General features: G+C 72.1%; 21 protein-coding genes. 12 read left to right on the plus strand and 9 right to left on the minus strand.

Going from position 1 to position 25044, the window contains the following annotated elements; genetic code table 11:
• Window positions 1-2: 2 nt before the first annotated feature.
• Together J2S43_RS12645 and J2S43_RS12650 are read left to right on the plus strand one after the other, a co-directional pair.
• Entirely contained in the window at window positions 3-4037 is a 4035-nt protein-coding gene (locus J2S43_RS12645) for a SpoIIE family protein phosphatase (protein ID WP_306829140.1), read from the plus strand.
• On the plus strand, window positions 4034-4333 hold the full coding sequence (locus J2S43_RS12650) for an STAS domain-containing protein (protein WP_306829142.1): 300 nt from the start codon (window positions 4034-4036) through the stop codon (window positions 4331-4333). The genes J2S43_RS12645 and J2S43_RS12650 overlap by 4 nt, the downstream gene beginning before the upstream one ends.
• A 1403-nt stretch (window positions 4334-5736) precedes the next feature.
• Here J2S43_RS12650 and J2S43_RS12655 read toward each other — a convergent pair.
• Together J2S43_RS12655 and J2S43_RS12660 are read right to left on the minus strand one after the other, a co-directional pair.
• Window positions 5737-6234, minus strand: a complete 498-nt coding sequence (locus J2S43_RS12655; protein ID WP_306829144.1) for a nuclear transport factor 2 family protein — start codon at window positions 6232-6234, stop codon at window positions 5737-5739.
• Between the two features lie 44 nt (window positions 6235-6278).
• Window positions 6279-7187 carry a sigma-70 family RNA polymerase sigma factor gene (locus tag J2S43_RS12660; protein WP_306829145.1) on the minus strand — a complete coding sequence of 303 codons (909 nt, stop codon included), beginning with the start codon at window positions 7185-7187 and terminating at the stop codon, window positions 6279-6281.
• 82 nt (window positions 7188-7269) lie between these two features.
• Here J2S43_RS12660 and J2S43_RS12665 point away from each other — a divergent pair, with 82 nt between their 5' ends.
• Window positions 7270-7617, plus strand: coding sequence for a DoxX family protein (locus J2S43_RS12665; protein ID WP_306829146.1), 348 nt, complete (start codon window positions 7270-7272; stop codon window positions 7615-7617).
• A gap of 153 nt (window positions 7618-7770) precedes the next feature.
• Here J2S43_RS12665 and J2S43_RS12670 read toward each other — a convergent pair whose 3' ends face one another.
• Entirely contained in the window at window positions 7771-8805 is a 1035-nt protein-coding gene (locus tag J2S43_RS12670; RefSeq protein WP_306829147.1) for a LuxR C-terminal-related transcriptional regulator, read from the minus strand.
• 123 nt (window positions 8806-8928) lie between these two features.
• On the opposite strand from J2S43_RS12670, the gene J2S43_RS12675 reads away from it, so the two are divergent.
• Window positions 8929-9921, plus strand: coding sequence for a cupin domain-containing protein (locus tag J2S43_RS12675; RefSeq protein WP_306829148.1), 993 nt, complete (start codon window positions 8929-8931; stop codon window positions 9919-9921).
• Between the two features lie 42 nt (window positions 9922-9963).
• Here the strand turns inward: J2S43_RS12675 and J2S43_RS12680 are convergent, their stop codons facing one another.
• Window positions 9964-11025: a Gfo/Idh/MocA family protein gene (locus J2S43_RS12680; protein WP_306829149.1), complete on the minus strand. Its 1062-nt coding sequence runs from the start codon at window positions 11023-11025 to the stop codon at window positions 9964-9966.
• The gene (locus J2S43_RS12685; RefSeq protein WP_306829150.1) at window positions 11022-11786 is read right to left on the minus strand and encodes a ThuA domain-containing protein; all 765 of its coding nucleotides are present in this window, start codon (window positions 11784-11786) and stop codon (window positions 11022-11024) included. The genes J2S43_RS12680 and J2S43_RS12685 overlap by 4 nt, the downstream gene beginning before the upstream one ends.
• A 73-nt stretch (window positions 11787-11859) precedes the next feature.
• Here J2S43_RS12685 and J2S43_RS12690 point away from each other — a divergent pair, with 73 nt between their 5' ends.
• The 3 genes from J2S43_RS12690 (at window position 11860) to J2S43_RS12700 (ending at window position 13851) form a co-directional block, all read left to right on the plus strand.
• Window positions 11860-12459: a M23 family metallopeptidase gene (locus J2S43_RS12690; RefSeq protein WP_306829151.1), complete on the plus strand. Its 600-nt coding sequence runs from the start codon at window positions 11860-11862 to the stop codon at window positions 12457-12459.
• A 150-nt stretch (window positions 12460-12609) separates the two neighbouring features.
• Entirely contained in the window at window positions 12610-12990 is a 381-nt protein-coding gene (locus J2S43_RS12695) for a hypothetical protein (protein WP_306829152.1), read from the plus strand.
• Window positions 12991-13140: 150 nt separating this feature from the next.
• Window positions 13141-13851, plus strand: coding sequence for a CPBP family intramembrane glutamic endopeptidase (locus J2S43_RS12700; protein WP_306829153.1), 711 nt, complete (start codon window positions 13141-13143; stop codon window positions 13849-13851).
• Window positions 13852-13940: 89 nt separating this feature from the next.
• Here the strand turns inward: J2S43_RS12700 and J2S43_RS12705 are convergent, their stop codons facing one another.
• A complete protein-coding gene (locus tag J2S43_RS12705) occupies window positions 13941-16385 on the minus strand; it encodes an ATP-binding protein (protein ID WP_306829154.1) in 2445 nt (814 codons plus the stop codon).
• 152 nt (window positions 16386-16537) lie between these two features.
• Between J2S43_RS12705 and J2S43_RS12710 the strand changes: the two genes are divergently transcribed.
• Window positions 16538-17002: a 2'-5' RNA ligase family protein gene (locus J2S43_RS12710; RefSeq protein ID WP_306829155.1), complete on the plus strand. Its 465-nt coding sequence runs from the start codon at window positions 16538-16540 to the stop codon at window positions 17000-17002.
• Window positions 17003-18297: 1295 nt separating this feature from the next.
• Here J2S43_RS12710 and J2S43_RS12715 read toward each other — a convergent pair.
• Window positions 18298-19719: a GGDEF domain-containing protein gene (locus tag J2S43_RS12715; protein ID WP_306829156.1), complete on the minus strand. Its 1422-nt coding sequence runs from the start codon at window positions 19717-19719 to the stop codon at window positions 18298-18300.
• Between the two features lie 132 nt (window positions 19720-19851).
• On the opposite strand from J2S43_RS12715, the gene J2S43_RS12720 reads away from it, so the two are divergent.
• The 3 genes from J2S43_RS12720 to J2S43_RS12730 all read left to right on the plus strand — a co-directional run bounded on the left by J2S43_RS12720 (window position 19852) and on the right by J2S43_RS12730 (window position 22061).
• Window positions 19852-20616 (plus strand): DUF7868 domain-containing protein, encoded by a 765-nt coding sequence (locus tag J2S43_RS12720; protein WP_306829157.1) that lies wholly within the window; start codon window positions 19852-19854, stop codon window positions 20614-20616.
• A complete protein-coding gene (locus J2S43_RS12725) occupies window positions 20613-21266 on the plus strand; it encodes a DUF2182 domain-containing protein (protein WP_306829158.1) in 654 nt (217 codons plus the stop codon). Before J2S43_RS12720 ends, J2S43_RS12725 begins: the two co-directional genes overlap by 4 nt.
• Window positions 21267-21416: 150 nt before the next feature.
• Entirely contained in the window at window positions 21417-22061 is a 645-nt protein-coding gene (locus J2S43_RS12730) for an HD domain-containing protein (RefSeq protein ID WP_306829159.1), read from the plus strand.
• On the opposite strand, the gene J2S43_RS12735 is transcribed toward J2S43_RS12730, so the two are convergent.
• Both J2S43_RS12735 and J2S43_RS12740 read right to left on the minus strand, forming a co-directional pair.
• A complete protein-coding gene (locus J2S43_RS12735) occupies window positions 21971-22558 on the minus strand; it encodes a GGDEF domain-containing protein (protein WP_370881756.1) in 588 nt (195 codons plus the stop codon). The two genes, J2S43_RS12730 and J2S43_RS12735, sit on opposite strands and share 91 nt — an antisense overlap.
• 243 nt (window positions 22559-22801) lie before the next feature.
• Window positions 22802-23515: a GntR family transcriptional regulator gene (locus tag J2S43_RS12740; RefSeq protein ID WP_306829162.1), complete on the minus strand. Its 714-nt coding sequence runs from the start codon at window positions 23513-23515 to the stop codon at window positions 22802-22804.
• Window positions 23516-23612: 97 nt separating this feature from the next.
• On the opposite strand from J2S43_RS12740, the gene manD reads away from it, so the two are divergent.
• Complete coding sequence (manD, locus tag J2S43_RS12745; RefSeq protein ID WP_306829163.1) at window positions 23613-24821, plus strand: D-mannonate dehydratase ManD; 1209 nt, start codon at window positions 23613-23615, stop codon at window positions 24819-24821.
• Window positions 24822-25044: the final 223 nt, after the last annotated feature.

The following is a 25044-nucleotide window of genomic DNA, read 5'->3' on the forward strand; positions in this document are numbered from 1 at the left end:
GAATGACTGGACGTGTGTTCGTCGGGCCCGTCGGCCGCGACCTCGCCGCGGTGGACTGGCGGGCGACGCCGCTCGGCCCCGCGGAGGAGTGGCCGCAGAGCCTGCGGACCGCGGTCAGCCTGATGCTGTCGTCCCGGTTCCCGATGTGGATGGCCTGGGGCCCGGAGCTGACGTTCTTCTGCAACGACGCCTACCGGCGGGACACGCTCGGCCGGAAGTACCCGTGGGCGCTCGGCCGGCCGGCCAGCGAGGTGTGGGCGGAGATCTGGGGCGACATCGGCCCGCGGATCAGCACCGTCCTCTCCACCGGCGAGGCGACCTGGGACGAGGGCCTGCTGCTGTTCCTGGAGCGGTCCGGCTACCCGGAGGAGACCTACCACACGTTCTCCTACAGCCCGCTGCGCGACGACGACGGCGCGCTGGTCGGCATGCTGTGCGTGGTCAGCGAGGACACCGACCGGGTGATCGGCGAGCGGCGGATGGCGACGCTGCGCGACCTCGGCTCCGACCCGAGCGCGATCCGCAGCGAGGAGCAGGTGCTCGCGTTCACGGCCATCCAGCTGGGCCGGAACCGGCGCGACCTGCCGTTCACGCTCACCTACCTCTTCGTCGACGGGGAGGCGCGGCTGGCCGGATCCACCGGCTTCGCGGGCGACGTGCCCGCGGTGCTCGGCGAGCGCACCGAGGGCCTGATCAGCCTGGACGGCGTCGGCGGGCTGCCGACCGGGGACTGGGACGCGCCGCCCACCGAGGCGCTGGTCGTGCCGCTGCTCCAGCAGGGCGGTACGCCGTACGGGTTCATGGTCGCCGGCCTGAACCGGTTCCGGGAACTGGACGAGGGCTACCGCGGCTTCATCGAGCTGGCCGCCGGGCACGTCGCGTCCGGCATCGCCAGCGCGCGCAGCTACCAGGCGCAGCAGCGCCGGGCCGAGGAACTGGCCGAGCTGGACCGCGCGAAGACCACGTTCTTCTCCAACATCAGCCACGAATTCCGTACCCCGCTGACCTTGATCATGGGTCCGGTCGAGGATCTTCGCGCCCGGATCGGTGCGACCGACCCGAACCTGGAGGTCATCCACCGCAACGCGCTGCGGCTCGGCAAGCTGGTCAACACGCTGCTCGACTTCTCCCGCATCGAAGCCGGGCGCATGCAGGCCCGCTACGAGCCGGCCGACCTGGCCGCCGCCACCGCGGAGCTGGCCAGCGTCTTCCGGTCCGCGATCGAGCGCGCCGGCCTGCGGCTGGACGTCGACTGCCCGCCGCTGCCGCACCCGGTCCACCTCGACCGCGGCATGTGGGAGAAGGTCGTCCTCAACCTGCTCAGCAACGCGCTCAAGTTCACGTTCAGCGGCGGCGTGCGGGTCACGGTCCGGGCCGACGGTGACCGCGCGGCCGTGACCGTCGCGGACACCGGCGTGGGCGTGCCACCGGACGAGATCCCCCGGCTGTTCGAGCGGTTCCACCGCATCGAGCACACCCGGTCCCGGTCCAACGAGGGCAGCGGCATCGGCCTGGCGCTGGTCAAGGAGCTGGTCGAGCTGCACGGCGGCACGATCACCGCGACCAGCGTGCTCGGCGAGGGCACCGAGTTCACCATCCGGCTGCCGTTCGGCACCGAGCATCTGCCCGCGGACGCGCTGATCCCGGCCGGCGACACCGCACCGTCGATGTCCGGCCCGTACGTCGAGGAGGTGTCCCGCTGGGTGCCCGCGGCACCGTCGGCGGACACCGGTACGCAGCCGATCGTGCTGGTCGCCGACGACAACGCGGACATGCGCGACTACCTGGCCCGGCTGCTGCGCTCGGCCGGCCACCGCGTCGAGTCGGTAGGGGACGGGCAGGCCGCGCTGGACGCCGCCCGGCTCCGCCGCCCCGACATGATCGTCAGCGACGTGATGATGCCGCTGCTGAACGGCCTGCAGCTGGTCGCGGCGCTGCGCGCGGACCCGCGGACGGCCGGCACGCCGGTGCTGCTGCTGTCCGCCCGGGCCGGCCAGGAGGCGTCCATCGAGGGCCTGGAGGCCGGCGCCGACGACTACCTGGTCAAGCCGTTCTCCTCGGCGGAGCTGCTGGCCCGGGTCCGGGCCAACCTGGAGCTGTCCCGGCTGCGCAACCACCACGCCCGGTGGCGCACCGCGCTGATCGACTCGCTCCAGGAGGCGTTCTTCGTCTGCGACGACGACGGCGCGGTCATCGAGATCAACCACACCTTCAAGACCATCCTGGGGTACGGGCCGGAGGGCCTGCCGTACCCGCCGGTGCACCCGTGGTGGCCGGACGCGGACACCGACCCGGAGGGTCACCGGCTGGTCGAGGACGCGTTCGCGCTGCTGATGGAGAGCTCCCGCGGCACCTACACGATCCCGGTCAACCACCGCGACGGCCACCGGCTCTGGGTCGCCGCCGCGTTCAACCAGGTCGAGGACCCGGACACCGGGCGGCGCGTCATCGTCGGCACGTTCCGCGACGTCACCGCGGAGCACTACGCGGTCCAGCGGGACAGCGCGCTCGCCGCGCTCGGCCTGCGACTCACCCAGGCCGACACGGTCGGCGGCGCGCTCCTCGGCGTGCTGCCGGTCCTCGTCGACCTGTGGCGGGCCACTGCGGTCCACGCGGTCGTCTTCGGCGCGGGCAGCACCCCCACCGTGTTCTCCACCGACCCGCACCGCCGCTGGGACACGCTGCCCGAGTCGCTGCGCGCCACGCTCACCACGCTGCGCGACAAGCCGCTGCTCACGCCGGTCGCGGACCCACTCACCGGCGCCGGCATCACGCTGGAACACCCGGACGGGACCATGGTGCTCTGGGTCGAGCCGGTCGAGAAGCGGCAGTTCGCCCAGGAGGATCAGACCCTGCTGGCACTGCTCGCCGGGCATCTCGGCCAGGGACTGCACCGCATCCACCAGATCGACCAGCAGCGGGAGACCGCGCTCGCTTTGCAACACGCGATCCTCGGCCCGGCCCAGCTCCCGGCCGGTTTCGAGGTCCGGTACGCGCCCGCCACCCGCCCGCTCAAGGTCGGCGGCGACTGGTACGACACGATCACGCTCCCGGACGACCGGATCGGCATCGTGGTCGGCGACTGCGTCGGCCACGGCCTCCATGCCGCGACCGTGATGGGTCAGCTGCGCAGCGCCTGCCGTGCGCTGCTGCTGCAGAACCTGGACCCGGCCGCCACGCTGATGGCGCTCGACCGGTTCGCCGCCCAGCTCCCCGGCGCCATGTGCGCCACCGTCTTCTGCGGCACGCTCGACACGGTCACCGGCCGGCTGCGCTACTCCAGCGCCGGCCACCCACCCGCGATCGTCACCCACGCGGACGGCACCACCGACCTGCTCGACCAGGGCCGTTCCCGCCCGCTCGGCGTCCGCGGCGCGGCCGACCGCCCCGAGGCGGAATACACCGTACCGGCCCGCGCCACGCTCCTGCTCTACACCGACGGCCTGATAGAACGCCGCCGTGCGCCGCTGACCAGCGGCATCGGCCGGGTCAGCACGGTGGTCCAGCGTGGCCGCTCCACCCCGCTGGACGACCTCGCGACCGAGGTGATGGACCGGATGGCCCCGGACACCGGCTACGAGGACGACGTCGCGCTCCTGCTCTACCGCCACCCCGGCCCGCTCGACCTGGAGTTCCCCGCCGAGGCCACCCGCCTCGCCCCGGTCCGCTCCTCGCTGCGCCGCTGGCTGGAACGCTGCGGCATCGACACCGGCACCGCCCAGAACGTCCTGGTCGCGGCCGGCGAGGCCTGCGCCAACGCGGTCGAGCACGGCCACCGCCAGCTCACCGGCGGCAGGATCCACCTCTCCGCCGCCGTCACCGCCGACGACCTGCACCTCGTCATCACGGACACCGGCAGGTGGCGCCCGCCGCGCCCGGAGGTCAACCCGCACCGCGGCCGCGGCCTGGTCCTGATCCGCGCCCTGATGCACGAGGTCACCATCACCACCGGCCTGACCGGCACCGTCGTCGGCATGCGAGCGAGGATCCCCGCAATGACGTCCACCCGCCTCGACGCGAACGGCGGCCCGGCATGAGCACCGACCTGAGCTTCGCCACGACCGAACGCCCGGACGGCGCCCTGGTCCTGGCCGTCGCCGGCGAGATCGACATGAGCAACGCCGCGGCGTTCGCGACCGCGCTGGCGTCCGCCCACGACGAGGCCGGCACCGACTCCTTCGTCATCGACCTGACCCACGTCGAATACCTCGACAGCGCCGGCCTCGCCGTCCTCTTTCAGCACGTCGACCACGCCACCCTGGTCGCCGCCCCACTCCTGGCCCCGGTCCTCGCCATCGCCGGCCTCGACGACGTAACCACCATCAAGAACTGAGCAGAGCCGCGGGTCCGCGTTCCGGGCCGTCCCACGGCGGCGAACTCCGGGGCAGATCTCGCTTCCCGCTTCCGGCGTGGCCACCCTGGGCATGCTCCCGCGGGCTCCGGTCCGATGCCACTCACCCTATTTCGACCTTGAAGTAGGTGTGCGGCACGGCCGCACTCCGCCGGCCAGCAGGACTGCTTTCCCGAGCCCTCCGCGTCAGGGTCACCGCCCGGGGGCTTTCTCGTGATCCAGGACGTCCCCGAGGTCGTTCTATCGACTTCGGCGACGCCTGGATCACGGATCGTTGCGCGCTCACCCGGGGCTTGTTCAGCAGCCACTCTGAAGAGATGAGGCCAAGAGGCTTATTCAGCGCGGCGAGCCGACACCGCGTCGCCGCAGGCCGGGAGGCCAGATGAGGGCGGCGCTGAACAAGCCTCCAAATCGCGCAAGCGACCGAGGATCATTGGGCGCCTCGTTCGCCAACCGCACTGACCTGCATCAACGCGGCGCCCGCTCGCCGCGCTGAATAGCCTCATCGCTTCCCCCGAACGGTGGCTGCATCCGAGAAGATCGAAAGCAACCTGGCGACCGAGGCGGCCAGCCTGCCCAATGGCGCTTCCTTTGGGCGCCCGATACCTCGCGGACCTGCGGGAATGTAGATCATCTTGGCTGGATCTTGCCGCTAAGGAAGCGCCCTTGGCCAGCCTGCCGGCACCCAGCGCGACGACCCGGAAATCATGACGGCTCACCTCGCACCTCGCCTTCCGCCTGCTTCTGGTGCAAAGATCGACCCCGCATCGCGGAAGACCGGCCCCGATAGCCGGCCGATCTTCCGCATGACGGGACGTCGCCGCCGGCATGTGGAAACGCCGCGGGCACGACGCCCGAAATATCGCGTTAAAGACACCCGGCCGTCGCCCTCGAATCCGATTAGTGATACGTGGCGCACCGTATGAATCCACCGGCCTCATACGGTGCGCCACGTATCACTAATCGGATTTGCATGGTCAATCCCGCAGTCGGGAGCGCTGTAGACCTTCCGGCACCGGGTGAGGGACGCTCCCTGCCCGGGACGCTCTGGCGTTTCAGCATCGGAGCCAGGAGCGCTCTCGAAACCGGATGTTACTGCCCCTTCAGCGTCAGGGTGAGAAGCGCCTCCCAGCGAGGGCCCCTGAGGCTTATTCAGCGCGGCGACCTCACGCCGCGTTGCCGCAGGCCAGCGCCGTCGGCCGCAGCGCGCTGAATAACCCTCCCTATATCCCAAAATTTCGGGCGCGCAGCGCCCGGATGACCAGCACTGCTCGCACCTCAACCCCGAAAGCTCAGTAAACGCCGAGATTTCGGGCTCGAAGCGCCCAGTGCCTTACGGCAGCCGAGACCCCGGCGAACTGCCTCGCGAGTCGGAGATGCCGGACCTATCGGGGCGCGGCCTTCGGCATGATGGTGCGCTCGCCGGAGTCGGCCATGGTGTGCAGGGCGCCGGCGGCCAGTGGGATCATGCGGGCCAGGCCGGGCTGTCCGTTGCGGCGGGCCAGCTCCGGGCCGAGGCGCTTCATCAGCAGCGTGAGCGCGGGCAGCGGCCGTACGTACAGCGTGATCTCGGTGATCAGCCCGTCGTCGTCCAGCCGGAGCCGTTGTGCCTCGAAGATCCGCGTCGTGCCGATCCGCGCCTCGTAGAAGAGCGCCACGGTCCGGCCCTCGGCGACCTGGTCGGTGTAGGTGAGGTCGTCGATCACGGACAGCGCCACCTCGAGCAGCGTGCACACCTGCCGGTGACCGCGGAACACGAACCGCTCGGTGATCGGCGACACCAGCGTCACCTCGGGGTGAAGCGCCGCAACCGCCGCCGCGGCATCCCCCGCCTCCCCGGCCGCCCGCCACACCGCGACGGCGTCATTCCCCGGTCGTTCCACGATCGACTCCTGATGGTCTCGATGATGCGCGGCTGCCGCGCCGATCATCCTCGCGGCGACCCGCCCCGTTGTCGACCTCCTCGCCACGCCGATTCCGGCCAGGACGGAGGCAGCGCCGAGATGGACGCGGAGCCGCGTGCGTACCGTGTGATGTCGATGTGGGTGATGGCGGTGTCCTGGAACCGGAACCGCAGCAGCGCGGAGGGCCGGCCGCCCGGGGCGATCACCGCGCCGGGCCGGCCGTCGATCAGGACGACGGCCGCGACGGCGATGCGGTCGAGGAAGGTCCTGGTCTCCTCGGCGACCGCGGTGGCGCCGGAGACGGTCGCCTGCGCGCCGCCCCGGAGCAGCGCGGGGTCCGCGTCGCGCACGACGTCGGGTGACAGGAGGGCTACGAGCCGGCCGATGTCGCCGCCTCGCGCGGCGGCGAGGAACGCCTCGACGACGTGCACCTGCCGCTCGTGCCGCGGTGACTCGGCCGGGCCGGCGTCGCGTAACCGTGCCCGGGCGCGGCTGGCGAGCTTCTTCGCGGAGCCGGTGGTCGTGCCGAGCACGACCGAGACCTGCTCGAACGGTACGGCGAACAGGTCGTGCAGCACGTACGCCACCCGTTGTGCGGGCGACAGCTCCGCCAGGACGACCATGAACGCGCGGGAGACCTCCTCCCGCCGCAGGAACGCCTCGTCGGCCGCGGTCTGATCGCCCGGGACGTCGTCGGCCCGCAGCGGGAGTTCGCCGCGGCGCCGCCGGGCGCGCAGCTGGTAGAGGCACAGCCGGGTGGTCACGGTCGTGAGCCAGGCCTCCGGGTTGATCAGCTCGGCCGGGTCCGCCGTCGCGGCGCGCACCCAGGCGGCCTGCACCGCATCCTCGGCGTCGTGATGCGAGCCGACCAGGCGGTGGGCGAGCGACAGCAGCCGTGGCCGGGCCGCTTCGAAGATCTCATCGAGTCGCACGGGACGGGTCACCTTTCGTGCGTGCCGGGCGTCGGGACGGACGAGTGATCAGACCCCGACGACACGCACAGGTGGAGCGCTCATGAGTGTACTGATGACCCTGACCGGCACCATCCTCTGCATCCTCGCCAACGGCTTCGAGGTCGCGGCGAAGCTCGCCGGGGCGGAGTTCGTGCTGAGGAACTCCGCCGAGGTGGGGGTGCCCGCACGGTGGATCCCTTACCTGGCGGCGATCGAGGCGGCCGGCGTCGCCGGGCTGGTGGCCGGGCTGCTGGGCGCGCGTCTCGTCGGACTGGCCGCGGCGGCCGGGCTGGTCGCGTTCTTCGTCGGCGCGGTGGCCGCGCACGTCCGGGCCAGGGTGTTCCACAACGTCGCCTTCCCCGCCGCCTTCCTGGTGCTCGCCCTGACCGCGGTCGTGCACTTCGGATGATCGGACGGGACGCGCTGCGGCCGGCCGGTGCCCGCGGGAGCACGCCCGAAGAAGCCACGCCGGGAGCGGATGATCCGCCGGGACGCGCCGTGGCCGGCCGGTGCCCGCGGGAGTACGCCCGAAGGAACCGCGCCGGAAGCGGTAGATCCGCTTCTAGATGTTGTAGATCTCGCCGACCACCTGGCCGACCAGCTGCCCGCGACTGCCGACTCCGAACTTGGCGAACAGCGACCTCAGGTGGCTCTCCACGGTGTGGGCGGAGACGCGCAGGCCGGCGGCGATCGCGGCGGACGGGACGCCGGCGATGACGAATCGCAGGACCTCCTGCTCGCGTGGGCTGAGTGCGTGTGCGAGCGCGAGCATGCGGGCGATGTCCGAGGTCGGCGCGGGCTGGATGACGATCGAGACCGCGCCTCCCTCGCCACCGTCCATCGCGGAGCCCCACAGCGACAGCCACCGCCCGGTTCGGGAGCGGACCCGCAGCCCGGACTCCCCGCCCGCCCGGGACGACGCCGCCACCTCGTGCAGGCCCATCCGCAGCGGCGACAGCTCGTCCAGCCAGCGGCGGGCGGACTCGTTGGACGTCACGGTCTCACCGTGCGCGTCCAGCACCAGCACGCCGGGCGCGGACGGCTCGGTGATGGACGTGTGCGTGCCGGGGCGGCCGGCCGCGCGGCGCAGCGCGACCGCGATGGGGCGCGCGACGGACCGCAGCAGTGTGCCCTCGTGCGGCGTGAACGCGGGCCGGTCGAAGCCGCGGAACAGCGAGATCGCACCCCAACAGCGGCCGTCGGCGAGGAACACGACTCGCATCTCGTCACGGGCGTCGATCATCGGCAGAATCGTGCGGAAGCGGTGGCTGCGGCCCGGTTCGCCGCCGGTGCTGTGGCCGAGGATGCCGACCGCGCGGTTGGTCCGGGCCATCTCGGCGAACTTGTCCACGTCGTCGACCAGGTACTCGTTGTGGGTCGCGGCCGTTCCGCCGTCCGGCGGCATGCCCTCGGAGACCTCGTCGGTGAGCAGCAGCGTCCACGGGTCGACGGTGGCGAAGCAGTAGGCGTCGTAGCCGACCACCCGGGACAGCCGTGCGGCCAACTCCCGGCGCAGCGGCCGGGAGTCCAGGCCGAGCGCGCACGCGCGTTCCACACCCTGCAGCGAGTCGCGCTCCCGGACCGACATGCGTGCCATGAAATCTCCAAAAACTAGAGCATCGCCGGTATGCGCACAACCCCTGATTCCCGGGATGACGGCGTTCCCGTCCGGGGTCCTAGTTTTCCGACGACGGCGAACACCTCACGAGACGGAAGCACCATGACACATCCCTACGCGGCGCAGGCCGACGATCACCAGAAGCTGGAGTGGCTCGGCGGCGGCGTCATGGAGGTCCTCCTCGACGGGGAGCGGACCGGCGGGCAGCTGGCCGTGTTCCGGTCGCAGGCACCGGCCGGGGCGGCGTCGCCGGCGCACGTGCACTCGCGCGAGGACGAGATCTTCGTGCTGTTGAGCGGCAGCGCCGTCTTCTGGATCGGTGACCGGCGGTTCGAGGCGGGGGAGGGTAGCGTGGCGTTCCTGCCGCGCGGTGTCCCGCACGCCTACCGGATCACCGAGGACGCGGACCTGTTCGCGGTCAGCACGCCGGCCGGGCTGGAGAACTTCTTCCGCGGTGCCGGGCACGACCTGAGCCTGCCGCGACCGGAGGGGTTCACGGTCACGCCGGCCACGATGGCCGCGGCCGCGGCCGCGAACGGGCAGACCATCCTCGGCCCGCCGCTCGCGGTGGACGGCGTGCTGCCGCGCATCGGCACGGGTGCGACCGGCGTTCCGTACGTGGCGGGCGCGGGTGAGCACGAGACGGTGGAGTGGATCGGTGGCGGTCTGATGCGGATCCTGCTCGCCGCGGAGCACACCGGCGCGCAGCTGGCGATGTTCCGGTCCAGTGCGCCGGCCGGTGCGGCGTCACCGGTGTACACGCACGCCCGCGAGCACGAGATCATCCTGATGCTCAGCGGCAGCGGTGTCTACTGGGTCGGTGAGCACCGCTTCGAGCTGACCGCGGGCGGGCTGGTGCTGGTGCCGCGCGGTGTGCCGATGGCGCACCGGATCACCGCGGACGCGGAGATCCTGGCGCTGACCACGCCGGGCGGTCTGGAGGCGTTCTTCCGGACCGTGGGCCGCGACGTGCGCGAGCCCCGGCCGGACGGCTGGGAGATCGACTACGAGCTGATGGGCAGGGCGTCCGAGGCGACCGGCCAGACCGTCCTGGGCCCGCCGCTGGAGGTCGGCGACATGATCCGGTTGCCGTGAGACGGCTGTGCGAGCGGAACTCCCGCCCGCACAGCCCTCGGCTCACGCCTTCAGGGCCTCGCGCACCGACGTCCACGAGTGCAGCGCGTCGCGGACCTCGGCGCGTGGCTCGGCCGCTATCGCGAGCTCGTAGGCGTGTTCGAGCACGTCGTCGACCCGCACCCGGGCGCCGGTGGACGCGGACTGCACCGCGGCCTCGACCATGACCAGGCTCATCACGTTGCCGTGCACCTCGCCCATCGGCACGTCGCCGGTGCGCAGCGCGTGCGTGAACGCGCGCAGCGCGCCCGCGATCTCGAAGCCGGGGTCGGCCGTCTCCACCTCGCCCGCGCGCGACGAGACCGGCGGGTCGTCGCCGTTCCAGACCGCGGTGCCGTGCTCGGCGGAGAGCCGCCAGGCGCCGTTCCAGGACGTCTCCAGGCCGGGGGAGCACCAGCTGCCGGTGTAGACGTAGCGCACGCCGCCGGTCATCTCGAACGTGGCGGTCGCGGCCGCATCACCGGCGTACCAGCTCCACGGCGGGTTGTGCTCCTCGCAGTAGACCGAGACCGGCTCGGCCTCCAGCACGAACCGCGCGGTGTCGAACGGGTGGATCGCCATGTCCAGCAGCAGTGGGTGCTCCATCGCGTCGCGGAAGCCGCCGAACCGGGGCGCTTTGAAGAACTCCGTGGTGAGCAGGCCCGGCCGGCCGAAAACGCGTGCGTGCGCACGCAACGCCCACAGGTGCGGGTTGTAGCGGCGGGACTGGCTGACCATGAACAGCTCGCCGGTCACCTCCGCGGCCGCGACCAGGGACAGCGCCTGCGTGACGGTCTCCGCGACCGGTTTCTCGCCGAGCACCGGCAGGCCGGCGAAGAGCGCCTCGGTGGTGATCGGGTGGTGCGCGGCCGGAACGGTCACGTCGATGACGGCGTCGGCGCCGGTCTCCTTCGCGAGCGCGACGCCGTCCCGCGCGGCCGGCACGCCCTCGCCGGCGGCCTCCGTGGCGGCGTCCAGGTTCAGGTCGGCGACACCCGCAAGATCAACATCAGGATCGTCCGCCACGGTACGGATCCAGGCGCGGCCCATCGCCCCCGCGCCGATGACGACGACTCGCAGCGTCACAGCGGCCCACCGTACCCGTGGCCGTTGTAGAAGTCCTCGGTCTCGTAGCGCAGCAGCGTCGGCTCGGCCCGCTCCGGGCGCACCGTCACCGCCCACTCCACCGCGTTCGCGATGACCTTCCGTACCCCCTCGTGGTGGTATGTCGGGTAGTCCTGGTCGCCGGGCCGGAAGTAGAAGATCTTGCCGTGGCCGCGCTTGAACGTGCACCCGGACCGGAACACCTCGCCTCCGGAGAACGAGGAGATGAAGACCAGTTCGTCCGGCGCGGGGATGTCGAAGAACTCCCCGTACATCTCGTCCTCTTCGATGATCATCGGGTGTGGGACGCCGCGCGCGATCGGGTGCGTCGGGTCCACGGTCCAGACCAGCTCGCGGTCGTGCGCGGACCGCCAGCGCAGCGTGCACGACGTACCCATGAGCTTGGTGAAGATCTTGGACCAGTGGCCGGAGTGCAGCACGATCAGGCCCATGCCGGCCAGCACATGACGGTGCACGCGCTCGACCACGTCGTCGGCCACGTCCGCGTGCGCCGCGTGCCCCCACCAGGTCAGCACGTCCGTCTCGCGGAGCACGTCCTCGGTAAGCCCGTGCTCCGGGTCCTGCAGCACGGCCGTGCGCACGGCCACCCGATCGCCGAGATGCTGCGTGATCCCCTGCGCGATCGCGCCGTGCATGCCGTCCGGATAACGCGCCGCGACCTCGGGTTCGTGCTGCTCATGGACGTTCTCGCCCCAGACGGTGACACGAATCGGACTGCTCACGGGCGCTCCTTCGATCGTTTCACCCAGCTTTCCACGTTCGCCGCTCCTGGTCTCGGCCTGGCACCATCGGACGGTGACTGCCACTCGTGTCCGCACCGTCGTCTCCGTCGTCGTGGTCCTGATACTGGCCGGGGTGGCGGTGTGGTTCGTCGAACGGGCACTGCGCCCGCCCGGCCCGCGGCCCGCGTTCCAGCTGCCCGTGGCGTGCGGCGAGACGTGGCGGCTCAGCACATATCCCGGGCACGGCGACTACGACGTCGACCTCTACCCGACCAGCGGCGAGACGTGGGGCCGGCCGGTCCTGGCCGCATACGCCGGCACCGTGGTCCGGGCCGGCGTCAACGGCCGGCTCGGCGAGCGCACGCCGGACAACCCGAAGGGCCCGATCGGCCGTGGCGGCGGCTACTGGGTGCGCATCGACCACGGCGGCAAGTGGTCCACGCTCTACCTGCACCTGCTCGAACCGCCGACGGTCACCGAGGGCCAGCGCGTCGAGATGGGCGACCAGCTCGGCAAGCTCGGCAGCACCGGCGAGTCCAGCGCCCCCCACCTGCACTTCGAACAACTCCGCGACGGCGAGAAGGTCGAGTCCTTCTTCGCCGGAGAACGCTCCGGCATCACCCACGACAACGAGGAATACGCCGTCAACCACACCAGCGCGAACTGCCCCTAGGGGCCACTCTTCGCGGCCTGGCAGGCGTGCCGGGAGTGCCGCCGCGCTGCTGGAGGTGACGGTCGGCGTGCTGCAGCCGGTGCCGTGGATCCGCCGCCACGGCACGATTCCGGGACTCGACGCCCGTTCCTGATTCGTATGGTGTGGCGCATGGATTCCTCTGAGGCCGTGTCGCGGAAGTCTCGGGCCGGGCGGGTCGCGCTCACCGTCGTCCTCGTGCTGCTGGCCCTGTCCGTGCTGGCCGGTCGCTGGCTGTCGCCGAACCTGCTGTTCGCCACCAAGGCCGAGCAGCTGGGCTGCCAGGGCGGGTTCTGTGTGGAGCGCGTGCACCGCGGTGAGCGGCTGTTCCTCGCGCCCCGCGACGAGATCTGGGTCAGCATGCACGACGGTGCCCGGTTCTACTCCGCGAAGAACCCGTTCGGCGACGGCGACACGCTGACCGTCGACTGGGCCGGCGGCGGCGTCCGGGTCACCGACGGCACGGTCTCGCTCTCCTGGGACGCGGCCACGCTCGCCCGCCTCGGCGACTGAACCGTGGTTCCGGGGAGAGCGAACCACGGCGTCCGGAGCTCTGGAGGCCCTGAACGCCGCAATCGCCCACCGACCGGTTTGGCATAGTCCACGGGTGGTTAACTGGCACCTTCATGTAGGCCAAAACGTACCCCTCATGGAGGCCGTGCCATGACCACACCCGCCGTCACGACGGGCGCCGACACCCGCCGATCCACCGGTCCGGGCTGGCCGGAGTTACTGATCGGCCTGGCCGTGTTCGCGACCGTCGCGTACGGACTGCCGACGCTGCTCACCCGCACCGGGATCAGCGATCGGCTCTCGCCGCTGATCACCGGCCTGCTCCTGGCCGCGCTCTCCGGCCTTGCCGGCCTCGCCGGATTCGTCGCCGCGGACCGGATCCGCGTCCGCGACCGGGCCGCGTTCGGCGTGCGGAGCACCTCCGCGCGCTGGCTGCTGCTCGGCGTCGCCGGCGGCGTGCTCGCCCTGGTGCTGGCCCAGCTCATCGCCCTCGCCGTCCTCTCCTTCACCGGCCCGGCCGAGAACGTTCAGGCGCCGTACCGCGACGCGGCCGAGGGCGGCGTGCTCTCGGTCGTGCTGTCGGTGCTGTTCCTGGCGGTGCTCACCCCGATCGGCGAGGAGTTCCTGTTCCGCGGCGTGGTCACCACGGTGCTGCTGCGATACGGCGCGCTGATCGGCGTCGTCGGCAGCTCGCTGATCTTCGCGCTGGCGCACGGCCTGAACATCATCTTCGTCACCGCGCTGGTCGTCGGCCTGATCACCGCGGAACTGCGCCGGCGCAGCGGCTCGGTCTGGCCCGGCGTGCTGGCCCACGTGGTCAACAACCTGGTCAGCCAGCTGCTGGTCGTGACCCTGACCTGAGCCGGAAGCAACCCCGTGATCGGGGCGTCCCCCATGCTGCTCCGACGACATGGGGGGACGCATCGATCACGGGCGAGCCGGACGACGCGTCAGGGACCAGGCCGCACCGCGGCGATGCCGGCCCGGGCGCGGGCCTGCTCGTCGCCGGAGCCGATGCCGTCCGCGATCACCAGCGCCTCCTCATGGTGCGCGAGTGCGTCCGCGAACCGGCCCGCGGCCCGCGCCGCCTCGGCCAGGCCGTTGTGCGCGCGGGCCTCGCTGTACCGGTCGCCGGTCTCCCGGTACATGGTCAGCGCCAGCCGGTGCAGGTCCGTGGCCTGGTCCGGCCGGCCCAGCCGGGTGTGCAGCATGCCGAGGCTGTCCAGGATGTTCGCCTCGCCGGCCCGGTTGCCGATCTGGCGGTAGAGCGTCAGCGCCCGCTGGAAACGGTCGGCCGCCGACCCGTACCGGCCCGCCTGCACCTCGAGGTCGCCGAGCCCGTTCAGCGCGTTCGCCTCGCCGGCCCGGTCGCCGGCCTCGTAGAACAGGCGCATCGCCCGCTCCCAGTGCTCGGTCGCGGACGCGTCGCGGCCCAGCCTCGCCTCGACGTTCGCCAGGTTGTTGAGCGTGCGCGCCTCGCCGGTGCGGTTGCCGGCCGCGCCGAACAGCGCGAGCGCCCGCTCGAACAGGCCGGTCGCCTCGCCGGGCCGGCCGCCCCGGTCCGCGACGATGCCGAGGCTGGTCAGCGCGCGGGCCTCGCCGTCCGCGTCGCCGGCGCGGGCGAACAGCGCGAGCGACTCCTCGAAGTGCCGGGCCGCGTCCTCGGGCCGGCCGAGCCGCCAGTGCACGCCGCCGAGATCGGTGAGCGCGTGCGCCTGGCCGAGCGTGTCGCCGCCGCGCCGGGCCGCCTCGAGCGCGTGCCCGTGCACGGCCAGCGCGTCCGCGAGGTGCCCGCCGGTCAGGTAGCGGAACAGCGTGCGGGACAGCCGTACCGTGTGGGTGTCCGGTCCTCGTGCGGCGATCGCGACCAGCGTGGGCCGCTCCGAGTTCAGCCAGTCCAGCGCCGTGTCCGGGTCGGTCAGGTCCGGCAGCGGGCCGGCGATCGGCGTGACCCGCGGCCGCAGGTGCGCCTCGGCCGGGTGCAGCGTGTCCATCGCCGCGGCCGTCGCCGCCAGGTAGTAGTCGGACAGCCGGGTCAGCGCCGCGCGGCGGTCCGGCGGGCGGTCCTCGTCCTGCGCGCGGGTCGTTGCGTGCGCACGCACCAGGTCGTGAAACGCGTACCGGCCGGGCGCGGGCTGCTGCAGCAGGTGATCATCGCGCAGCCGCTCCAGCCCGGCCCGCGCGCTCCCCAGGTCCGTGCCGGTCAGCGCGGCCGCGGCGTACGCGTCGAGGTCCTGCCCCGGGTGCAGCGCCGCCATCCGCAGCAACGAGCGAAGATCCGAAGGCAGCTCCTGGTACGACAGCGCGAGCGCCAACTCGACGCCGGAGTCCAGCCGCCGCTCCCGGTGCCGCTGGTCGAGCCGGTCCGCGTGATCGGTCAGCGTCCAGCCCGGCGTAGCCCGGATGTGGCCCGCGACCAGGCTCAACGCGAGCGGCAGATGCCCGCAGCGCCGCGCGATCCGGGCCGCTGCGCTCGGATCCGCGCCGACCGGCGTGCCCGGCGCCGCCTCCCGCAGATAGGCGACCGCCTCGCCCGGCGTGAACACCTCCACGGTCAGCCGCGCGGCCGGCCGGAGCGCGCCGAGCCGCCGCCGGCTGGTGATCAGCGCGAGACAGCCGGGCGTGGCCGGCAGCAGCGGGCGTACCTGTGCCGCGGTCGCCACGTCGTCCAGCACCACCAGCGTGCGCGTGCCGGCCAGCCGCTCCCGGTACGCCGCGGTCCGCGCGGCCAGCCCGTGCGGCAGTTGCCGGCCCGGCACGCCGAGCAGGCGCAGGAACCCGTCCAGCACCGCGGCCGGATCGGCCGGCGGCAGCGCCGGGTCCGGGTGGAAGCCGCGCAGGTTCACGAACAGCACCCGGTCGAACGGCTCCTCGCGCAGCAGCACGTGCCCGGCGTGCAGCGCCAGCTGGGTCTTGCCGACGCCCGGCATCCCCTCGATCGCGGAGATCACCACGCTGTCACCGTCCCGCGCGGCCCGCCGCAGCCGGTCCAGCTCCGCGACCCGCCCGGTGAACCCGGCCGGGTCCGGCGGCAGCCGGTCCTGCACCCGCACCTGCGACGCCGCCTCCGACTCGCCGCCGAGCACGCGCAACGCCTGCCGCCACTGCGCGACGTATCCGGTGTCCGGGTGCAGCGCGCGGACCACCTCGATCACCAGGTCGGTGTTGAACCGGCGGCGGCCGGTCCGGAAGCAGTCGGCCACGGTGGACCGGCGCGCCAGCTCACCGGCCGGGCGGCCGGCCGCGGTCCACGACGCGTTCACGCGATCCTTGATCGTCTCGTACGACGGGTCGCCGGCCCAGATCTTCAGCAGCCGCAGCTGCTCGACCAGCTCGTCCAGCCCGGCCGCACGTGCCGGATCGGGCAGCTCTGCGAAAGCGGCCGCCGGATCCACGCCTGTGAGGCTAGTGGAGGACGCGCCCGTCCGGAATCGTCCGGACTTCACCCGTCACCCGATACGGTCGTCGATGCTGTCAGGTGAGCCGGTCACCGGACGATGCCAGTACGGGGGTGGTAGCGTCGGGTGGCCGGTTTATCGTGTCTGCGATGCGTACCGTGGAACTGCTGCTCGACCCGGGCCTCGACCACGCCGTCCGGTCGCTCTGGGCCCGCCTGCACGCCGCCGGTGCCCGCAGCCTCGCCACCCACACGCATCCCACCAACCGCCCGCACGTGACGCTCGTGATCACCCCGTCCCTCGATCTTCTGCCGCCCCTCGGCCTGCCACTCCCGGTCACGCTCGGCCCTCCACGCATGCTCGGCCGCGCCCTGGTCCTCCCCGCCACCGGCCTGCACTCGCTGCACACCCGCGTCTGGTCCGCCGTCGGCTCCACGAACCCCCTGCACGACCCGGCCCGCTGGACCCCGCACGTGACGCTCGCCCTCAGGGCCACCCCGGGCTCCGATTCCCTGCTCGGCCCTTCTCTGTCTTTGACCGGCCACGCAGTCACCGCCCGCAGCTACGACCCCGCGACCCGCACCGTCACCGACCTCCCCCACAAGGCCCCCTGACGGCTGGGCCGACACCCCCACCACACCCCAGACCCAAGAGCCACAGACCAGGACCAAACCGCTTTTCCCGCTTCCGGCGTGCCCACTCCGGGCTTGCTCCCGCGGGCACCGGTCGTCGCTGGCGCTCCTCCCTGCCAGTCCGCCGCCGCAAGCCCAACCCCCACCCACACCCGCCCGGCCCGCCCCGCCGTGTCCGGCCCGCCGTGTCCGGCCCGCCGTGTCCGGCCCGCCGTGTCCGGCCCGCGCGTCTGGCCCGCCGTGTCCGGCCCGCCGTGTCCGGCCCGCCGTGTCCGGCCCGCCGTGTCCGGCCCGCGCGTCTGGCTCGCGTCTGGCTCGCGTGTCTGGCTCGCGTGTCCGCAGCGAAACCACGTCACCCGAAATTTCATGCTATGTCGCCTTTTGCTCGGTCCCTTGTGCTGGCCGGCTGTCCGTAGCGCGAGACCACGCCGCCCGAATCTTTTTGCGCTACGTCGCCGTGGCGATCGCCTGCCCAGTGCTTGGCGGCTGGGAAAGTTCATTGAGTGATGCGTGGGGTAGATCGACGCGCGAAGTTGATCTACCCCACGCATCACTCAATGGTCCTTCCGGGGTCTGTGGCGGTGATGTCCGCCGTCCCGGGGTTGCTTCCGGGGGCCGCGTCCGAAATGTCACCGCATCCTGGGGCGCCTCAGCCCTGAGTGATCAATCAGTGGAGCAAAAGATAGGTCAACTTCGCTAGTTGACCTATCTTTTGCTCCACTGATTGATCACTCAGGCGCCAAGACTGGCGTGGTGGTGTCTTCTGGCGCGGCGGATCGGAGCGGCTACCGCTTTTATCGGCAAATTTCGGGCACAGCGTGCCCGACCAGATCCCCCGCTGTCAGCGGAGTTGCCGCCCGCAGCGGAGTTGCCGCCCTCAGCGGAGCTGGCGCCCGCTGTCAGCGGAGGTGCCGCCCTCAGCGGAGCTGGCGCCCGCTGTCAGCGGAGTTGCCGCCCGCTGTCAGCGGAGTTGCCGCCCTCAGCGGAGTTGCCGCCCGCCCTCAGCGGAGCGAAGCAGTCGGAGGGAGTGGCGGGCGCGGCATGACGAAGTGCCTGGGCTGGTCCGGCCGATTTCGGCGGAGGGAAGCTGTCGGAGTGAGCGGCGGGTGTGGCATGGGCTGCACGGGGGGCCGGAGGCGCTGCCTGTCGCTTTGGGGGCGGTGGGGGTTGTGGTGACCGGCCGCGGGAATGGCAGGGAGGAGCGCCAGCGACGACCGGTGCCCGCGGGAGCACTCGGGACTCAGCCGCGCCGGAAGTGGGAAGATCGAATTTGGTCTTCAGGGGAGTGCGCGGGGGTTGAGGGCGACCCGGCCCTTTCCGGCGGCTTTGGCCTTGTGGAGGGCGGCGTCGGCGTCGCTGAGGAGCATGCCGAGCGTGGTGCGGCCGGTGGGTTCGTAGGCGAGGCCGAGGCTGGCGCCGACGCGGCCCTTGGCGGTGATCGCGGCGATCAGGCGTTCGCCGAACGCGGCGGCCTCGGCCGGGGGCGGGGACGGCTCCAGGATGACAGCGAACTCGTCGCCGCCGAGGCGGGCGACCGTGTGGTGCGGTGGGACGAGCGCGGTGAGCACGCCCGCGACCTCGACCATCACGTCGTCGCCGGCGGCGTGGCCGAACCGGTCGTTGATCTCCTTGAAGCCGTCCAGGTCGAGCAGCAGCAGCGAGACCGGGGCGCGTCCCCAGCCGGCCGCGCGCTCGTAGAGGTAGGAGCGGTTGGTGAGGCCGGTGAGTTGGTCGTGAGTGGTCTGGTGCTGCAGTTCGGCGCGTTTCTCCTCGACCTCGGCCAGCAGCAGCGTGATGCTGTGCAGCGCCACCGCCTGGCGCAGCAGTACCAGGCCGAACACCACGCACATCGCGGCGAAGACCACGTTGTCGAAGCCGCCGTAGCGGCGCAGCGCCACCATGACCGTGAACGCGCCCAGGACCGGCAGGTACGGCAGCGTCGCGGACAGGCCGGTCGCGGCGCCGGTCCGCGGTGCGGTTCCCGGCATCGGGTACCAGGTCATCGCGATCAGCATGAACGCGGCGAGCGTGCTCAGCGCGGCCACCGCGGCCAGCCCGGACGTGCGGTCGTGCACGATCAGCGCGCAGTACGTGACCGAGGCCGCGCCGGACACCGCGGACGCGGCCGCGAGCAGCGTGAACGCGTTCGTGCCACGGTGCCGGGAGAGCAGCATCAGCGCGAACGCGAGCGCGGCGATCTGTGTGCAGACCACGACCGAGATCATCGTGGTGACGGACCGGCCCAGCTGCTCGGAGGCGGGGCGCAGCAGGAAGGCCCACGCCGGTACGAACAGCGCGGCCGCGGCCATCGCGCTGTCCAGCGTCAGACGCAGCCGGTCCTGCCGGGCCGGCGACGTGCCCGGGCCGACGAGCAGGCAGAGCAGCACCAGCCCGGCTCCGCCGGTGCCGAGCAGCAGGTGCGGGCCGGGCTCCTCGGACACGCCGGTCAGCGCGACCCGCAGGTTCAGCTCGGTCGCGGGCAGCCACAGCAGCATCGCGACCGCCACGATGCCCCAGGCGAGGCGTTCCCGCCCACGCGCCCGGACCGCACGCCGGCCCAGCGTCCACAGCGCGGCCGTGGCGACCACGACCGCCAGCGCGTTGACCGTGATCAGCAGCGGCTGCGCGAAGCCGGTGACGATCAGCGCCACCTGCAGCCCCGCGCCGAGCGCGGCCGCGGTCAGCAGGCGTGCCCTCATGCCGACCTGTTCGGTCGTGCCGGCCCGGATGTGAGGCCAACGGAATCATGTCCGATCAGGGACTCGACACGCACCAACGACTTCGCACCGGCAGATGCTGAAGGCGAGTTCGTCCACGAGTGCGGGGGGCAGATGCAACGCGGATCTCACCGGGGGCGGGGTGGCCGACGTCGTCGGTCGTCGTGGCCGGCGTTCGGCGTCGGCCGCACCGACCCGGCCGACGCCGGCTGGCGCAACCAGTCGTGGCGGCCCTCCGACACGGACGGCAACCCGGTGACCATCTCGAACGCGCGGGTGGTCGACACCGCGCCGAACCTGGGGTACGTCTATCAGGACGGCGTCGCACCCGGCGCACGCCCGACGCAGGAGCCGATCATGAGTGCTCGATCCGACGGTGAGCCCGAGTTCGTCGGCGCGTCCGACCGCCCGATCACGCTGACCGGCGACCCGGCTCGCGTCGAGGTCCCGATCGACGAGCCGACCGTCGCCACCCGCCGCGCGGCGACCCCGGCCCAGGTGCTGCTGAACCTGGAGGACGTCGAGGCCGAGCGTTCACCCGCGACCGTCTACGAGGTGTACGTGCGGCCGATCGGCACGCCCGACGCGGTGCCGTACCACGTGGGCAACGTGTCGTTCTTCGGCATCGAGCACTTCACCGGCCGGTCCGGCGAGGGCCCGCACGGCTTCCGGCGCACGTTCGACATCTCCGACTGGGTCGCCGGCCTGCGCGACCGGGGGGAGTGGAGCGACCAGGGCGCCGCGGTCTCGTTCCGGCCGGTCACGGTCGAGGTTCCGCCGGACGTGCGCGCGTCCGCGGACGCCGCGATCGCGAACGCCACGATCGAGGCCCGGTCCGCCCCGGTCACCATCGGCCGCGTCAGCATCTTCTACCGATGACCGATGTTCGGCTCCGGGCCGCGCGCGTGGCCCGGCGCCATCCCCACTGGCCGGCGATGCTGCTCTCGCTTCTCGCCTGGGCGGTCCTGCTGTCCCAGCCCGCCGCCGCCCACCATGCGACGCCGCCGCCGCTGCTCGCCTGGGTCCTGATGTGCGTGGCCATGATGGTCCCGGTCGTGCTGCCGGCCGTCCGGCACGTCGCGGTCAACAGCCTGCGCCGCCGCCGCTTCCGCGCGATGACCTTCTTCCTGACCGGGTACGTCACGGTCTGGGCTCTTCTCGGCGCGCTCCTCATCCCGGTCTTCGCCCGGCTCCCCCGCCTGCCGCTGCTGGTCACGCTGATCGCGCTGGCCGCGTTGTGGCAGCTGCTCCCGGCCCGCCGGGCCTGCCTGCGCGCCTGCCACCGGACGATCCCGCTGCCGCCGGCCGGCTGGCGCGCGGCCCGCGGAGCCCTCCACTTCGGCACCCGGCACGGCCTGGCCTGCGCCGGCGTCTGCGGCCCGCTGATGGCCGTCATGGCGGTGCCCGGCACCCACACGCCGATCTGGATGCTCACCGTCACCGCCGCGGTGCTCCTCACCCGCTACCCACCCCGGCGCCGCTTGGCCCCGCTCGTCCTCGACGCCCGGTTCCGGGCCACCCCGGATTAGCGTGCGGACCGGGCCCGCGACCTTCTCGCGGGCAGGGTCTCCGGCCGCAGCGTCAGAGAACGCGGTCGAAAGCGTTCCGGGCGGGAAACCGTCGTTTTCTGTCCGGATTCCCGGCGTTCCGGGGAAGCCGATCGGCCTAGGGTTTCCGGCATGGATCAGATCGGTGAGGTGGCCGGTATTCGCATTCCGCGGACACGGATGGCCCGTGAGGTAATGGCGTTCGCACGCGAGACCATGCCGGCGGTGATGGTCAATCACGTGATGCGCACATATCTGTTCGGCGCGATGCAACTGCGGCAGGCCGGCACCGCATTCGACGAGGAGATCGCGTTCGCCGGCTGTTTGCTGCACGATCTCGGCCTGCTGGAGTCGTTCTGGTCGCCGGCGGAATGGTTCGAGGTCGACGGTGCGGACGCGGCCCGCGACTTCCTCGCCGGGCGGGGTGCGCCGGCCGAGATCGTCGACGTGGTGTGGGACGCGATCGCGCTGCACACGTCGATCGGCATCGCAGTGCGCAAGCGTCCGGAGATCGCGATCGTGGCGCTCGGTTCCGGGCTCGACTTCGCCGGCGTCGGCCTGGAGCGCCTGCCGGACGGCGCGCTCGGCGACATCATCTCGGCCTTTCCTCGGCTCGGCTTCAAGAGGGACGCGCTGGACACGATGACGGCGCTGTGTGCCGGAAAGCCGGCCGGCGTGATGATGCACTATTTCGCCGAGGTCGGCCGCCGGCACGTGCCCGGCTTCGCGCTGCCTACCGTGGAGGACGTGCTGATGGCCGCACCATTCGACGAATGACGATCCCGGCCGCTCAGGATCAAGACCATAGAGGCGATTTCCCGCTTCCGGCGTGGCCCTGTCCGCATGCTCCCGCGGGCACCGGTCGTCGCCAGGGGCTCCTCCCTGCACGTCAGTGGGTGGCTGAGTCCAGTACCAACAAGAAGGCAGATCGCCCCTGCCGGGCGACCAAGGCCGTCCGCCGCCGACCGTCCCGCGGCTGCGCCGCCGTGCGCCGGCCGGCCTGACCGAGTGACCGTGCGCATCCGGTCGAGCAGGACCGCCGCCTCGTCCGCCGTGACGCCCGGCAGCAGCACGCCGAACTCCTCGCCGCCGTACCGGGCCAGCAGGTCGCCGGGCCGCAGCCGCTCGCGCCAGGCCGCCGCGGCCTCCTTGAGCAGGCGGTCGCCGGCCGGGTGCCCGTACGTGTCGTTGTACCGCTTGACGTGGTCGAGGTCGAGCAGCGCGACCGCCACGGGTGCGCCGCTGCGCACCGCCTTGGCCATCTCCCGGCTCAGCTCGAGGTCCCCAGGCCCGCCGGTTGGGCAGGCCGGTCAGCTGGTCGTTGTGAGCGAGCGCGCGTAGCTGCGCCGCCTGGCCCTGGACCCGCGACCAGGCCGCCCATTCGGCACACGACCAGTAGGAACAGCACCGCCGAGCTGATCGCGATGGACTCGTGCGCGGTTGATCGGCCGCGGAGCCGTCGGTGTGAGCATCGTCGGCGGAGAGCCGCGTCACGCCGCCGGCCGACTCAGTCCGACTCAGTCCCAGACGACGATGTTGCGGCGGACCGGGGTGCCGGTGCCGTTGGAGGCGAAGAGTTCGGGGGAGCGGTCGCGGATGCGTTCGACGTCGGCGAAGACCGCGCGCAGGTGGAGGCGCATGGCGTCGCGCGCGGCGGTCAGGTCGCGGCGGCGGACCGCGTCGAGGATGGCGTGGTGCTGCGTGGCGTTGACCGCGGGCGGGGTGGCGTCGTGCAGGCCGAGGCGGCGGGCCCGGTCGAGGTGGCCCTTGGCCGCGCTGACCGTGGCCCACGCGGCGCCGTGCCCGCTCAGCCGCAGCAGCCCGTGGTGGAATTCCTCGTCGAGCGTGAAGAAGTCCTCGACCGTGATGCCGGGGTGGTCCTGGCGGCGCAGGTTGTCCTCCAGGTCCGCGAGCACAGCGGCGTCCAATACGGCGGGCAGGTCGTCGAGCGCGGTCAGTTCGACCGCCTCGCGGATGAACTGGGCATCCGCCACGCGGACCGGGTCGACGCGCGAGACGAACGAGCCGATCTGCGGGAACACCTGCACCAGGCCTTCCTCGGCGAGGAGGATCAGGCTCTCCCGGACCGGCGTGCGGCTGACGCCGAGCGCGGCGGCGAGCTCGTTCTCGCTGAGCGCGGCGCCGGGCGGCAGCTCCATGGTGAGGACCTTCCGGCGCAGCGTCGCGTAGACCGTCTGCCGGTTCGTCCGTTTGCGCCCGTCGCTCGCCACGAACCCCAGCATAGGTGGACCGGCCTCTTGACTTTCCGGTCGACCGGCACTTGTATACAAGTACCTGATTACAAGTGCGTGACGGGGGAGTGATCCGGTGGCGACGATCGAACGGGCCGAGGTTCTGGTCACCTCGCCGGGCCGCAACTTCGTCACGCTGCGCATCACCACCTCGGACGGCGTGACCGGTCTCGGCGACGCCACGCTCAACGGGCGTGAGCTGGCCGTCGCCTCCTACCTGGAGGATCACCTCGCGCCACTGCTGATCGGCCGCGACCCCGCGCGCATCGAGGACACCTGGCAATACCTCTACAAGGGTGCCTATTGGCGGCGTGGCCCGGTCACGATGACCGCGATCGCGGCCGTGGACGTGGCGCTCTGGGACATCAAGGGCAAGGTCGCCGGGCTGCCGGTCTACCAGCTGCTCGGCGGGCGCTCCCGGGACGGCGTGCTGGTCTACGGCCACGCCAGCGGCACCGACGTCGAGGAGCTGCTCGACGACGTGGCCCGCTATCAGGAGCAGGGCTTCCACGCCATCCGCGCGCAGGCCGCGGTGCCCGGGCTGAGCGGCAGTTACGGCGTGCGCAAGGGGCAGCTCTACGAGCCCGCGGCCACGCACCTGCCGGACGAGCAGGCCTGGAGCACCGAGGCGTACCTCGACTTCGCGCCCGGCTACCTGGCCGAGGTGCGCGAGCGGTTCGGGTTCGGCTTCCATCTGCTGCACGACGTGCACCACCGGCTCACCCCGATCGAGGCGGCGCGCTTCGGGAAGAGCGTGGAGGAGCTGCGGCTGTTCTGGATGGAGGACCCGACGCCGGCCGAGAATCAGGAGGCGTTCCGGCTGATCCGGCAGCACACCACCACGCCGATCGCGACCGGCGAGGTGCTCAACTCGATCTGGGACGTGCAGGGGCTGATCACCGAGCAGCTCATCGACTACGTGCGGACCACGGTCGTGCACGCGGGCGGCATCACGCACCTGCGCCGCATCTTCGACCTGGCCGCGCTCTACGGTGTGCGGACCGGCTCGCACGGCGCCACCGATCTGTCGCCGGTGACCGTGGCCGCGGCCGTTCACGTGGACATCTCCGTGCCGAACTTCGGCATCCAGGAGCACATGGGCCACACCGCGGAGACGTACGAGGTGTTCCGCGGCACCCCCCGTCTGGAGAGCGGCATGCTGCACCCGTCGGACGAGCCCGGTCTGGGCATGGAGTACGACGACGAGGTGGCCGCGCGCTTCCCGTACGACGCGAAGTATCTGCCGGTCGCGCGACGCCTCGACGGCTCGATGCACGACTGGTGACCCGCGCGCATCTGTCCCGGGCCACGATGACGGACACCTCTCCACCGGTTGCCCGGCACGCTGCACCCGGCCGACGACGCGGCCGAGTGAGCGGGGCGTGGTCAGTGCCGGTGTGCCGTGACGAACGCCCGGCTCGCGATCGGATGCGGTGAAATCCACGCTCGGACGCGAATGGTGACGTTAGATAGGGTAAATCTACCTACAAGGGTGTAAAAGTGACTAA

Source organism: Catenuloplanes nepalensis, assembly GCF_030811575.1.
Classification (GTDB): domain Bacteria; phylum Actinomycetota; class Actinomycetes; order Mycobacteriales; family Micromonosporaceae; genus Catenuloplanes; species Catenuloplanes nepalensis.